Genomic DNA, 12,843 nt, shown 5'->3' with positions numbered 1-12,843 from the left:
TCAGACCGTCCGGCTTTCCTCGGCATCGGCAAAGAGCAGGCGGCCCTGCTCCTTGATGATCTGCTGGCCCTTGCGCAGGGCCGCATCGGCGGCATCCTTTTCAGAGGTGAACAGATCGGCGCGGATGAAGCTGCGGGTCATCAAGCTGCCGTCCACCACCTTCTCGATGACGCCCGCCAGACGAAACTGGGCGCCCTCCTTCATCGGCCGGGCACGAATCGTCATGTCCTGTTCCTGAAGCGTGGCGCTGTCAGCCGGGGCCGTGTCGCTTTCCTGGCGGCTGCCGCCACCGAACAATCGAGAGAAAAAAGATGCCATAGCGTTTGTTTAGCCCTGCTTATGAAGCTTGTCAAAGGCCAGGCAGGACACCAAGCCCCGCCCTGCCGATGATCTTTTTGAGCGCCGCTCTGGCGTCTCATCTCGTCGCATAGCCGTTACGCTGCGTGCTTAACAAGGGCAATGTTCGACGTCACCAGGTGGAGCGGGACTCGAAAACGGAGAATTTTTTTCGCTGATGTGCAACGCGCGTTCAAAACCGTTGTTCGGCAGTGTTGCTGGGTTTGTCTTTCATGCGACGGAGCCTTCCTCAAGATCGGCGGCAAGCTTCGGCACCTGAGCAGCCGACGCCGCTGGTGCGCGCCGCCCGCAGGTCCATGATGGGCTTCGGGCGGCGCCGTCTCAACACCTTGAGCGGCGCGATCAGATGATCAGGCTGGCAAGAATATCGTTTTCGGTAATGTCCTGATAGCTCATGCCGGCCGCATCGAAGGACTGCTTGAGCGCCGCAAAATTTTCAGGCCTCTTCGTTTCGATGCCGATGAGGATCGAGCCGAAATTTCGCGCGGATTTCTTCAGATATTCGAAACGTGCAATATCATCCTCAGGGCCGAGAAGGTTGAGGAAATCCTTAAGTGCGCCAGGGCGCTGGGCTAAACGGAGGATAAAATATTTCTTCAGCCCCAGGTGCCGCATGGCGCGCTCTTTGACATCCGGCAAGCGCTCGAAGTCGAAATTGCCGCCGGAGACCACGGCAATCACGGTCTTCCCCTTCAGCCTTTCTGGCGGCAGGGCATCGAGCGCGGCGATGGCCAGCGCCCCGGCCGGCTCCAGCACGACGCCTTCCACATTCAGCATCTCGATGATCGTCACACAGACCGCATTTTCAGGCAGAAGCAGAACCTGATCGGCGGAAAACGGCTTCAGCCGCGCGAAATTCAGGTCGCCGATGCGGCCAACTGCGGCACCATCGACAAAATTGTCGACCTGATCGAGGGTCACGACGGCGCCGTTCTCCAGACTGCGCTTCAGGCTGGGGGCACCCTCCGGTTCGCAGAAGAGAAAGGTCTTCGACGGCAAATCCCGTGCGAAATACCCTGTGACGCCGGCCGAGAGCCCTCCGCCGCCGACTGGCATGAGCATCAGATCCGGCACGACGCCATCCGGCAGTTGCGCCTCGATTTCCGCAGCGATCGTCGCTTGACCCTCGATGATATCGGCATGATCGAAAGGCGGGACCATGACGGCACCGGTTTCCGCCGTGAAGGCTTGGGCTGCCTTGTAGCATTGGTCGAAGAAGTCGCCGAACAGCCGGATCGTGATGAAAGGTCCGCCGAACATGCGCGTCTTGTCAATCTTCTGCTGCGGCGTCGTGACCGGCATGAAAACGGTGCCCTCGACGCCAAAATGGCGGCAGATAAAGGCGAAACCCTGGGCATGGTTGCCGGCGGAGGCACAAACGAAGCGGCGTGCCTCGTTCTGTCCGCCGGCCAGCTGCTTGCGGAAGAAATTGAAGGCCCCGCGAATCTTGTAGGAGCGAACGGGCGAGAGATCCTCACGTTTCAGATAGACGGTCGCGCCGGTGCGCGCGCTCAGATGCTCGTTCAGCTGCAACGGCGTCGGCGCAAACAGGCTGCGTACCGCTTGCTCCGCTTCCCGCACGGCATCCTTGTCGCTCATATCCTCGCCATCCTCTCTTCGATCTGCGGCGGGCCGGGCGTGCGCTGGCGCTCATGCCAAGCGCGTGACAGGCATCCGCCCATGGCGCCATCGGCCGGCGCGAGCAGCAATGGTGCCCTGGCCTGCCCGCATCTGGCGCGGTGTAGAACCTTTCCTCCCTGATGAAAAGCCAAGGATGCCATCCTTTATCGGGTCATAATGGCTGACGCTTTCGGGCCGCCTCGACACTTTTTCGCCAGAGCCCGCATCGGCATCGGACCATCATTGACGATATTCGCCAATGCCCTGTTTTCGATCTTTCCATCGACCCTGCGCAAAACCGGGCGCCCCTTGCTTGACAAGCCGAAGGCGAAACCGAAAACTCATGTGAAATGAGGCTGTTGAAGACAAGCATGCTTTTGGGAGGAACGAGCGACATGGCGTTTGCCGAGAGAAGGAGAGACCGTCAGGCGGAACGCTGTTTTGTCCGGCTGGTTTCAGGCAGCGCGCTGGCGCTCAGCATGCTGGCACCGCAGATGGCTTGGGCGGGTCCTCTTGGCGATGCCGCCGCCAGTGCCGAGATTCAGGCAACCGAGGGTGACGCCGCCGGTGCCCGCGCCACGATTCAAACGGCAATCGGCGAGTTCTCCGCCAATCTGCCGCTGGCCATTGCCCGCGCCGCCTTTGTCAGCGGTGAGCCCTCGGGCTATGCCATGTACGACCCACGGCCCAACCATGATTTCGCGCAAGGGGAAAGCCTCATCTCCTATGTCGAACCCGTCGGCCTCAGCTGGGTCAGCTCACCGCAGGCCGGGAAGCTCGAAACCCATTTCACCGTCGATTTCGACATTCTGGATCCACAGGGCAAGGTTCTCGCCGGCCAGAAAGCCTTTGGCGATTTTCGCTTCGTCAGCTTCCAGCGCAACCAGGAAATCTATGCGACGCTGACAATCGACGTGGCGGGCGCACCAGCTGGCGATTATGTGCTGCGCTTCCGCTTCAACGATGCCAATAGCGACAAGACCGCGATTATCGAGCAGCCCTTTTCCATCACGGCAACTGCGGAGCCAGCCTTGTCCCCGCCACCTCAAGCCCCCACACCCGAAACGACTACAACGCCAACACAACCGTGAGATAAATCTACGATATCGTGAAGTAATATCTGTGAGTACTCACCAATTAGAAAGGAAAATAATTTTCCAACTGCGGCATATTGCAATTCTATTCGCCGATGAGTGAGATCCAGCCTGTAAGACTGTCGAGCGCAAGCAAGACAACCGCCGCTCTGAAGATCCAAAATAGAACGACGCTAGCCGTGTGCCCGAGACGCTTCCGCAAGTATTTATAAATCCAAGCAAAGGCTGCGTTCGTCCGGTCGATGAACGCTAATAATGTTGACTGTTTGCGCTTCTCAAGCTTCTCAGCAAGAACACGCTGCTGCTCTTGGCGGCGCAGTTCCGCTCGCGCTGCGATCCGCGCGTCAATCTTGGCCTTCTTGGTCTGCGCGCGCTTCTCCTCGTAAAAGATCCGGTCTCTGCCACGGACGTTTTCTGCCCGATTGATATCGAGTTCCCACGCATGGTCATAAGCAGCTCTGAGTTCATTTTCTTCCAGACCGGGGTCGCAGTAATAATGCTCGAACATCTTCATGTTGAAGTCGAGCACGTCACGCCGAACATGCCGGCGATCCTCGCCCCACTGATAATGGAAAATGCGCTTAACGGCTTCGTAACTTGGAAAGTAATGAAGGCTCTTATTGTCGCTATGGGCCTGCAGAAATTCGTCTAATGCGCTGCGAATTGTTGCCTTGGACACCGCGTCCGCAGTCAAGCACGATATCGGGCGGAAAGTCGCCGTCAGCGGAATGGGAGACACACTGAAGAGGATGTGCGCATTTGGCCTATGGGTTTTAATTAAGGAATATATTTTTTCTAGGTTATGGAGGGTTTCTGAATGCGTGGCTGTTCGAAATTTATGGCGCTGGGGATCGTAAGCATCTGCAGGAACGGCGCGCCAGAAAACCTCGCCAGTCGGCTCATCGTACCATAGCTCAGACAGGCCGAGCGTGATGATGAATAGATCGGCCGCATCAAAAAGAGCTTTCGTCGTGAGACGAACCCCCTCTTCCTGCTCGAAATCCTCTGCTTTTTTACCATGCCATACGGATGCCTGAGGCGCCACGTTCTCCCATGCCCACAAGAACTGCTGGAGTATGGCATGGGTGTTCACCATACCATCGCCGATCTTTGTTACATAGGCATCGTTATTTCCACGATTTAGAACGTTATATCCGCGGCCATGAAGGTAATTACTTATATTCGACGCGAAACATGATCCAAATGCAACAATAGCGGTGTCTTTACTGACAAATCGGCTGCTCGGGATCCACCCCTTCATCAGATATTCCGAAAGCGCGGTAGGACCTCGAAGAGAGTCGTCGGTCGGGTGAAAATTCGTATTTTCGCCCCGAAAAAAGCTGCGTGACGTCCGGCGCGTTTCGCCGTCCTGCTGAAATGCGAATGTCGACATCCGTCCCCCCGACGACATCTACGGAAAAGTTCAGAAATGCTACCCTTGCACGAACCTCATGTCTACGTCACCAAATAGCTATATTCATCTAATTTCTAAATATCTAACCTGAAGTAGATTTAAAATACTTCTGATTGTTTCGTCATTGCAACACACCTCTGAACCCTATCAAGCATCGGCATGTCCCGATGACCGGGCGATCGTTATGGAATCCAGCATTGCGACGATGTCGGCCTCGGCTGCAGCAAGGGCCGCTTCGTCGCGCGCGCGAATGACGAGTTCGGTGGAAAAAGCCTGTCCATCGAATTTCGGATAGGAGCCGATGCTCGTCTCGGGATGGCGCTTTTGCACCTCGCCGAGGGGACCGCCGATATCGCCTTCGCCATAGGGCGAGCGCACCGAGCGGGACAGAACCTTGGCGCCGGTTTCGAGCTGCGGCAGGACGGCATTCAGCATCGCCTGGAACACCTGCGGCACGCCTGCCATGACATAGACATTGCCGATGATGAAGCCTGGCGCGGTGGAAACGGAATTGGGAATATGGCGCGCGCCGATCGGCATGCGGGCCATCCGCCGCCGTGCTTCCGTGAATTCCATTTCGCGGCGCTTGTACATGTCGCCCAGCAGCGTCATCGCATCCGGGTCGTGCACGCATTCGACACCGAACGCGCGAGACACCGCATCGGCCGTGATGTCGTCGTGAGTCGGACCGATGCCGCCGGATGTGAAGACATAACGGTGAGCGCCGCGCAGAGCATTGAGCGCCGCGACAATCGCCTCCTCCTCGTCGGGCACGATCCGCACCTCCTTCAGATCGATGCCGGCCAGAGTTAGGACCTCGGCCAGATGACCGATATTCTTATCCTTTGTGCGGCCGGACAGAAGTTCATCGCCAATCGCGAGCATGGCAGCGGTAACGGTGGAAGGCAGGGTCATGATGTGGCCTCGGTCGAAAATCGTGATCGTTCAGTACCTGGACGTCACTGTCAAATTTCCTTGAACGGTCTGTGCTCTTGTCGAGCAGTGGCCGGCTGCGGCGCCGCTGCTATGTCTAGCAACGGCGCGCGCCCGCGTGAGAGCAAAAGGAGATGACGATGGCGAAGGTTTTGGTACTCTATTATTCGTCTTATGGACATATTGAAGCAATGGCGAAAGCCGTCGCGGAAGGTGCCCGCTCAGCCGGCGCCGAGGTGGATATCAAGCGCGTTCCCGAACTCGTGCCGGAAGATGTTGCAAGAGCCAGCCATTTCAAGCTGGATCAAGACGCTCCGATCGCCAAGCCGGATGAACTGGCAAATTATGACGCCATCATCTTCGGCTGCGGCACGCGCTATGGCACGATGGCCTCTCAGATGCGCAACTTCATCGACCAGACGGGTGGCCTTTGGGCGTCCGGCGCGCTGGTCGGCAAGGTTGGCTCCGCCTTCACATCCTCTGCCACGCAGCACGGCGGTCAGGAATCGACGCTGCTCGGCTTCATCCCCACGCTGCTGCATCACGGCATGGTTGTCGTCGGCCTGCCCTACGCTTTCCAAGGCCAGATGGGCCTCGAAGAGATCAAGGGCGGCTCGCCCTATGGCGCTTCGACGATTACCGGTGGCGATGGCGCACGCATGCCGTCCGAGATCGAACTGGACGGTGCCCGCTTCCAGGGCGGGCATGTGGCTAAGATCGCTGCCAAGCTTTCAGCCTGATCCGGTGGGCTGAAGCGCAGGCCCATGGCTAAGACGGCGCTTCAGCCCCCCCCCGTTCAGCGCCATCGCGAAGTGGGTCCTCGGGAACGAAGGGCCCGCTTTTGCGTTTTGATCCAAGGCTCACGAGGCCGTGCTCAAGGTGACATATACCATGACATCGGCATTGGTTGGCTAGACGAGCGCAGTGCAGGTGCTAGAAGGAAAAGATCGAATGACACGCATCGTTTACGAGATCGTCGAACATGACGAAGGCTGGGCCTACAAGCTTGGCGATGTGTTTTCAGAGACCTTTTCGACGCATGACAAGGCATTGCAGGCCGCGCGCACGGCGGCTGCCGAACAGCAGGTCGGCGGCGACGATGAGGAGATCAGCTTCCAGGATGCGCGCGGTCGTTGGCATTATGAACATGCCGAGGGCGGTGACCGTCCCGAGGTGGTGGTGGACGACCGCTCGAACGCCTGAGCAGGTCACTCGCTTCGCTCGATCCGGTCGGCAATATGGATCAGACCGGTCGAGCGGAACCAGGCATCGATGCGCGCTTGAACGGCCGTCTTGGCCTGGTCGAGACAGGTCGCGCATTCGAAGTCACAATATTCTCCGCCATCGCATTGAACGATCCGCCAACGCCATTGTCGTTTGCTGTCGACCCGGATGATCTGCGCCATCAATTGTTCGCCGAGCATGGCGCAGAGAGATTGATTGGGCAGAGGCCGCCATTCCAAGGGCACGGCCGCTTTCGCCGCGTCGGCAAGGGAGTTCTCACGGTCTGGGCTCATCATCGCCCTGCGCCGCATCCGCGCCGGATTGCCGTAAGCAAGGCTTCAAAGAACGCGCTTCGTCTTGTCGTGGCAGCTGCCCTTTGGACCTTCTCGCTCATCCCGCTCACTTCCACGCCTCTCCGCCGCCACCTGATTGCGGCTCGGATTTCTACAATCAAAATGATTGTGTGATGATTGTCCGTCCATCACATCAGTGCCTTATGGTAAACGACATCGATATCGCGCACGTTGATCTTGCGTCGACACGAACCCGATTGGGCGCCTCCGGTCTTCTCGACAATTTCAAGACAATTTTAAGCAGAAAATTCGTTCGGCGTTTGACATGACGTCGGCCGCTCGGCGGATATGCTTGAGCGCTGTCCTGCCATTTGGTTGACATATCCATCGGCATCGTGATGCCCGGAATAACGTGCTCAGACGTGGTCGCAAGGGCGTGAGGCGAACCTGATTTGCACAACACAAATCGCGTTGAGCAGCCCTTCCATCGGACGGCAGGCTAAGTTATTGAAGCCTTTGAATGCGGACGTGGCGAAACTGGTAGACGCAAGGGACTTAAAATCCCTCACCTCAGGGTATACGGGTTCGACCCCCGTCGTCCGCACCAGACGGCCTCTGGATCGTCGGCGTGAGCTTGGCTGAAAAAGCCTTGAACAAGGTCCGTCAAACGAATCGCACCTGCTTGAAACTGGCTTGAGATTGCCGCAAAACCGGTGGCTTGCGCGAGGCGCTTCCGCCATGCGGGAATGACTGCGCGCACGCTGTTTTCGCCGATCTACCTGTTTTGCCGATTTCTGGAGCCCCGTCATGTCCCTGCCCGAAAAAGCCTTTCCCGTGTCGTGGGACCAGTTTCATCGTGACGCCCGTGCATTGGCATGGCGGCTGTCGGGCCTGAAGCGGGATTTTCGCGCGATTGTCTGCATTACGCGCGGCGGCTTGGTGCCGGCGGCGATCATTTCGCGCGAGCTCAACATCCGCCTGATCGAGACGGTCTGCATCGCCTCCTATCATGATTACGCCAACCAGGGCGAGATGATGATGCTGAAGGGCATTACCGAAGCGCTGATGTCGGAAGACGGCGACGGCGTGTTGGTGGTCGACGATCTGACCGATACCGGCAAGACGGCAAGGGAGGTGCGCAACCTTCTGCCCAAGGCTCACTTTGCCTGCGTTTATGCCAAGCCGCAGGGCGTGCCGATGATCGATACCTTCGTCACGGAGGTGAGTCAGGACACATGGATCTATTTCCCCTGGGATATGGGCTTTACCTATCAGGAGCCGATTGCCAAGGGGCATATGGGCTGAGCCCGCCAGACGGGCGTGTGGAAGAGCGCGTAGCGATCGCAGCACGGCAATCTGGCGCCTCTTGGCTTGAGCCAACCGCCCCGTTGACTGCCCCCTGCTCCACATGAAGGCGATGCGCGCCTTCTTGTGGATGAAAATCTTTGGCGACAACGACATCTTATCCCCAAGAATTCGGGGAACAATCTGGCCTGAAGCGCAACACCGCCCCCAAGTCTCTGATTTTCTTGATTCTGTCATGAGCCGGCTTATCCACAAGATGTAGATGGGCAGTGGACGATAACACGCAAACCCTTGACGCTTGGGCCTGACTCACAGTTAATCAATTTCATGCAGGCATGACGCCCGCACGCTTTGACAAGCGGGGTCCGCGCCCTGTGCCGGCTCGCCTGAAGCCTCACCTTTTGCACCAACCGGAGCCGCTGCCTGCAAAGGCTGCCGTGAACCATGTCGCCGTTAAAAATTCTCATCCTCCGGAACAAATGCGAAATCAGGTTTGTTACCATATCTAGTAGGCAGACAGGCTAGACTACACTATATATGATGCGATTAAGCATCCTTACGATGATCGCCCCTGGCCGCATACGCGTGGCCGGACGGAGCACCTGTGCTTTCAGGCACGAGTTTAATTTCGACGGACAGTCGCAGCATCCGCTCTCCCTAGGGAGCCAGGGTGCAAAGGGACACGAGGACCTACAGCCATGAAGATCGAACGCCGTTTCACCAAGGCCGGGCAGTCGGCCTATGCAGAGATCGCCTTCCGCAAGGCGATCAGCGAAATCCGCAATCCGGATGGGTCCATCGTGTTCCGGCTGGCCGACATCGACGTGCCTGAGCAGTTCAGCCAGGTCGCGGCCGACATTCTCGCGCAGAAATATTTCCGCAAGGCCGGCGTTCCGGCACGGCTGAAGAAAGTCGAGGAGAACGACGTTCCTTCCTTCCTCTGGCGCTCCGTGGCCGATGAAAAGGCGTTGAAGGCGCTGCCGGAAGAGGCGCGATACGGTTCGGAAACCGATGCGCGGCAGGTCTTCGATCGCCTGGCCGGCACCTGGACCTATTGGGGCTGGAAGGGCGGCTATTTCGCCACCGAGGAAGACGCCAGCGCGTTTCGCGACGAGCTTGCCTATATGCTGGCCACCCAGCGCGCTGCGCCGAATTCGCCGCAATGGTTCAACACGGGGCTTTATTGGGCCTATGGCATCGATGGCCCTGGCCAGGGCCATTTCTATGTCGATCCCTTCACCGGCACGCTGACGCGCTCGGCCTCGGCCTATGAGCACCCGCAGCCGCATGCCTGCTTCATTCAGTCGGTGCAGGACGACCTCGTCAATGAGGGCGGCATCATGGATCTGTGGGTGCGCGAGGCGCGCCTGTTCAAATATGGCTCGGGCACGGGCTCCAACTTCAGCCATCTGCGCGGCGAAGGCGAGAAGCTTTCGGGCGGCGGCAAGTCGTCCGGCCTGATGAGCTTCCTGAAGATCGGCGACCGGGCGGCCGGTGCCATCAAGTCGGGCGGCACCACGCGCCGCGCGGCCAAGATGGTCGTGGTCGATATCGACCATCCCGATATCGAGGCCTATATCAACTGGAAGGTCAAGGAAGAGCAGAAGGTGGCGGCGCTCGTCACTGGCTCCAAGATCGTCTCCAAGCACCTGAAGTCGATCATGAAGGCCTGCATCAATTGCGAGGGCGATGGCGACGATTGCTTCGATCCGGCCAAGAACCCGGCGCTGAAGCGCGAGATCCGCGCGGCCAAGAAAGCCTCGGTTCCGGAAAACTACGTCAAGCGCGTGATCCAGTTCGCCCAGCAGGGCTATAAGGATCTCGAATTCAAGACCTATGACACCGATTGGGACTCGGAAGCCTATCTCACCGTTTCCGGCCAGAACTCCAACAATTCCGTCTCGCTGAAGGACGACTTCCTGCGCGCGGTGGAAAGCGACGGCAGCTGGAACCTGACGGCGCGCAAGGACGGCCGCGTGGTCAAGACGCTGAGGGCGCGCGAGCTGTGGGAACAGATTTCCTACGCCGCCTGGGCTTCGGCCGATCCGGGCCTGCACTTCAACACCACCATGAACGACTGGCACACCTGCCCGGCGGCCGGCCCGATCCGTGCCTCCAATCCGTGCTCGGAATATATGTTCCTGGATGATACGGCCTGCAATCTGGCGTCGCTGAACCTCATACAGTTCAAGGATGCCGCGACCAAGCGCATCAACATCGCCGATTACGAACATGCCGTGCGTCTCTGGACCGTCGTGCTCGAAGTCTCGGTGATGATGGCGCAGTTCCCCTCCAAGGAAATTGCCCAGCTCTCCTACGAATACCGCACGCTCGGCCTCGGCTATGCCAATATCGGCGGCCTCCTGATGTCCTCGGGCATTCCCTATGACTCGACCGAGGGCCGGGCGATTGCCGGCGCGCTGACGGCGATCATGACCGGTGTGTCCTACGCCACCTCGGCAGAGATGGCCGGCGAACTCGGCCCCTTCCCCGGCTTTGCCCCGAACCGCGAGAACATGCTGCGCGTGATGCGTAACCATGCCCGCGCCGCCCGCGGCGAGAGCAAGGGCTACGAGGGCCTGAGCGTCGATCCCGTGGCACTGATCCATGGCGATTGCCCGGATCAGGATCTGATCGCGCACGCTGTGGCCGCCTGGGACAAGGCCGTCTCGCTCGGCGAGCAGAACGGCTATCGCAATGCCCAGACGACCGTGATCGCGCCGACCGGCACGATCGGCCTTGTCATGGATTGCGACACCACCGGCATCGAGCCCGATTTCGCACTGGTGAAGTTCAAGAAACTGGCCGGCGGCGGCTATTTCAAGATCATCAACCGCGCCGTGCCGGAAGCCTTGCGCACGCTCGGCTATTCGGAAAGCCAGCTGGCCGAGATCGAGGCCTATGCCGTCGGCCATGGCAACATCAACCAGGCGCCGGCGATCAACCCCTCGACGCTGCGCGCCAAGGGCTTCACCGACGAGAAGATCGAGGCGATCAACGCCGCGACCAAGGCTGCTTTCGACATCAAGTTCGTCTTCAACCAGTGGACGCTCGGCGCCGACTTCCTGAAGACCACGCTGAAGGTGTCCGACGAGCAATTGGCCGATGTCAGCTTCAACCTGCTCGACCATATCGGCTTCTCGAAGAAGGACATCGAGGCCGCCAATATCCATGTGTGCGGCGCGATGACGCTGGAAGGCGCCCCCTTCCTGAAGGCCGAGCACCTTTCGGTGTTCGACTGCGCCAATCCCTGTGGCAAGATCGGCAAGCGCTATCTCTCGGTGGAAAGCCACATCCGCATGATGGCGGCGGCCCAGCCCTTCATCTCCGGCGCGATCTCCAAGACGATCAACATGCCGAACGAGGCGACGGTCGAGGATTGCGGCAAGGCCTACATGCTCTCCTGGAAGCTGGCGCTGAAGGCCAATGCGCTCTATCGCGATGGCTCCAAGCTGTCCCAGCCGCTCAACGCCTCACTGATCGAGGATGAGGACGACGAGGATGCGCTGGAGGAGCTGCTCCAACTGCCAGCCGCCGCCCAGGCTGTCACGGTGACGGAGAAGATCATCGAGCGCGTGGTCGAGCGCGTTATCCGCAGCCAGGAAAAGCTGCCGTCGCGCCGGAAGGGTTACACCCAGAAGGCCAAGATCGGCGGCCACACGATCTTCCTGCGCACGGGCGAATATGATGACGGCCGGCTTGGCGAAATCTTCCTCGACATGAACAAGGAAGGTTCGGCGCTGCGCGCCTTCATCAACAACTTCGCCATCTCCGTCTCGCTCGGCCTGCAATATGGCGTGCCGCTCGAAGAATATGTCGATGCCTTCACCTTCACCAAGTTCGAGCCGGCGGGCATGGTGACCGGCAATGACGCGATCAAGAACGCCACCTCGATCCTCGACTATGTCTTCCGCGAGCTGGCGATCTCCTATCTCGGCCGTCATGACCTCGCACATGTCGACACCTCCGACTTCTCCGCCACCGCGCTCGGCCGTGGTGTTTCGGAAGGCAAGGCGGATGTCGTCTCCAAGGGCCTGACGCGGGGCTACAAGCCGACGCTGGTGTCCACTGCCTCGGCCGCCGGCAGCGAGCCGCGCGGTGCCGCGGCCAGTGCTCCCGCCAAGGCCAGCGCCACGGTGACGGCGATTACCGGCAACACCGTGCGCAAGCTCGAAACCGTCGGCGCCATCGCCACCTCGGAGGTCGTCGCCTTCAAGCGCGACTATGAGGAGCGTGCCAAGGAACTGGCCGAAGAGATCGCCGAGGACGAGACGGAAACCCTGACGGCCCTCTTCACCGAGCAGGCGGCCGCCGAGGCGACCAACGCGAAGGCTGACGCCAAAAAGGTGGAAAACGAACGGCGCATGCGCTCGATCGCCCAGGGCTATACCGGCAATATGTGCTCGGAGTGCCAGAACTTCACCATGGTGCGAAACGGCACCTGCGAGAAGTGCGACACCTGCGGGGCGACCAGCGGCTGCAGCTGATAGGGGCGGTGTCGCCGGGTCTTTTTCAGCCGGCGACCTGCCTCCACCAGCCGGTTCAGGGGCTCTTTTGCAGCACCGTAGCAACCGCTTCAAGCATAGGCATCCGGACGCGTCCT

The 12,843-nt window shown here is 59.4% G+C and carries 10 protein-coding genes and 1 tRNA gene; 6 read left to right on the top strand and 5 right to left on the bottom strand.

Features of this window, described 5'->3' with window-relative positions:
- Together BMX61_RS02980 and ilvA are read right to left on the bottom strand one after the other, a co-directional pair.
- Positions 1–318, bottom strand: coding sequence for an HlyU family transcriptional regulator (locus BMX61_RS02980; protein WP_075627654.1), 318 nt, complete (start codon positions 316–318; stop codon positions 1–3).
- A 381-nt stretch (positions 319–699) separates the two neighbouring features.
- Complete coding sequence (ilvA, locus tag BMX61_RS02975) at positions 700–1,956, bottom strand: threonine ammonia-lyase (RefSeq protein ID WP_075627655.1); 1,257 nt, start codon at positions 1,954–1,956, stop codon at positions 700–702.
- 416 nt (positions 1,957–2,372) lie between these two features.
- Here ilvA and BMX61_RS02970 point away from each other — a divergent pair, with 416 nt between their 5' ends.
- Positions 2,373–3,068 carry a hypothetical protein gene (locus BMX61_RS02970; protein WP_075627656.1) on the top strand — a complete coding sequence of 232 codons (696 nt, stop codon included), beginning with the start codon at positions 2,373–2,375 and terminating at the stop codon, positions 3,066–3,068.
- Positions 3,069–3,156: 88 nt separating this feature from the next.
- Here the strand turns inward: BMX61_RS02970 and BMX61_RS02965 are convergent, their stop codons facing one another.
- Together BMX61_RS02965 and BMX61_RS02960 are read right to left on the bottom strand one after the other, a co-directional pair.
- Positions 3,157–4,464, bottom strand: a complete 1,308-nt coding sequence (locus BMX61_RS02965; protein WP_075627657.1) for a GSCFA domain-containing protein — start codon at positions 4,462–4,464, stop codon at positions 3,157–3,159.
- A gap of 168 nt (positions 4,465–4,632) precedes the next feature.
- A complete protein-coding gene (locus tag BMX61_RS02960) occupies positions 4,633–5,400 on the bottom strand; it encodes a competence/damage-inducible protein A (protein ID WP_075627658.1) in 768 nt (255 codons plus the stop codon).
- 158 nt (positions 5,401–5,558) lie between these two features.
- Here BMX61_RS02960 and wrbA point away from each other — a divergent pair, with 158 nt between their 5' ends.
- Together wrbA and BMX61_RS02950 are read left to right on the top strand one after the other, a co-directional pair.
- Entirely contained in the window at positions 5,559–6,158 is a 600-nt protein-coding gene (gene wrbA / locus BMX61_RS02955; RefSeq protein WP_075627873.1) for an NAD(P)H:quinone oxidoreductase, read from the top strand.
- 211 nt (positions 6,159–6,369) lie between these two features.
- Positions 6,370–6,621, top strand: coding sequence for a DUF2188 domain-containing protein (locus tag BMX61_RS02950; protein WP_075627659.1), 252 nt, complete (start codon positions 6,370–6,372; stop codon positions 6,619–6,621).
- Positions 6,622–6,626: 5 nt separating this feature from the next.
- Here the strand turns inward: BMX61_RS02950 and BMX61_RS02945 are convergent, their stop codons facing one another.
- Entirely contained in the window at positions 6,627–6,938 is a 312-nt protein-coding gene (locus BMX61_RS02945; protein WP_083639433.1) for a hypothetical protein, read from the bottom strand.
- A gap of 519 nt (positions 6,939–7,457) precedes the next feature.
- On the opposite strand from BMX61_RS02945, the gene BMX61_RS02940 reads away from it, so the two are divergent.
- The 3 genes from BMX61_RS02940 (at position 7,458) to BMX61_RS02930 (ending at position 12,727) form a co-directional block, all read left to right on the top strand.
- Positions 7,458–7,542 (top strand) — tRNA-Leu (locus tag BMX61_RS02940).
- 200 nt (positions 7,543–7,742) lie between these two features.
- Positions 7,743–8,240, top strand: coding sequence for a xanthine phosphoribosyltransferase (gene gpt, locus BMX61_RS02935; protein WP_075627660.1), 498 nt, complete (start codon positions 7,743–7,745; stop codon positions 8,238–8,240).
- 698 nt (positions 8,241–8,938) lie between these two features.
- Complete coding sequence (locus BMX61_RS02930) at positions 8,939–12,727, top strand: vitamin B12-dependent ribonucleotide reductase (protein WP_075627661.1); 3,789 nt, start codon at positions 8,939–8,941, stop codon at positions 12,725–12,727.
- Positions 12,728–12,843 lie beyond the last annotated feature (116 nt).

It is taken from the genome of Xaviernesmea oryzae (genome assembly GCF_900109605.1).
Classification (GTDB): domain Bacteria; phylum Pseudomonadota; class Alphaproteobacteria; order Rhizobiales; family Rhizobiaceae; genus Xaviernesmea; species Xaviernesmea oryzae.
This window is presented reverse-complemented; position numbering and strand designations above follow the sequence as displayed.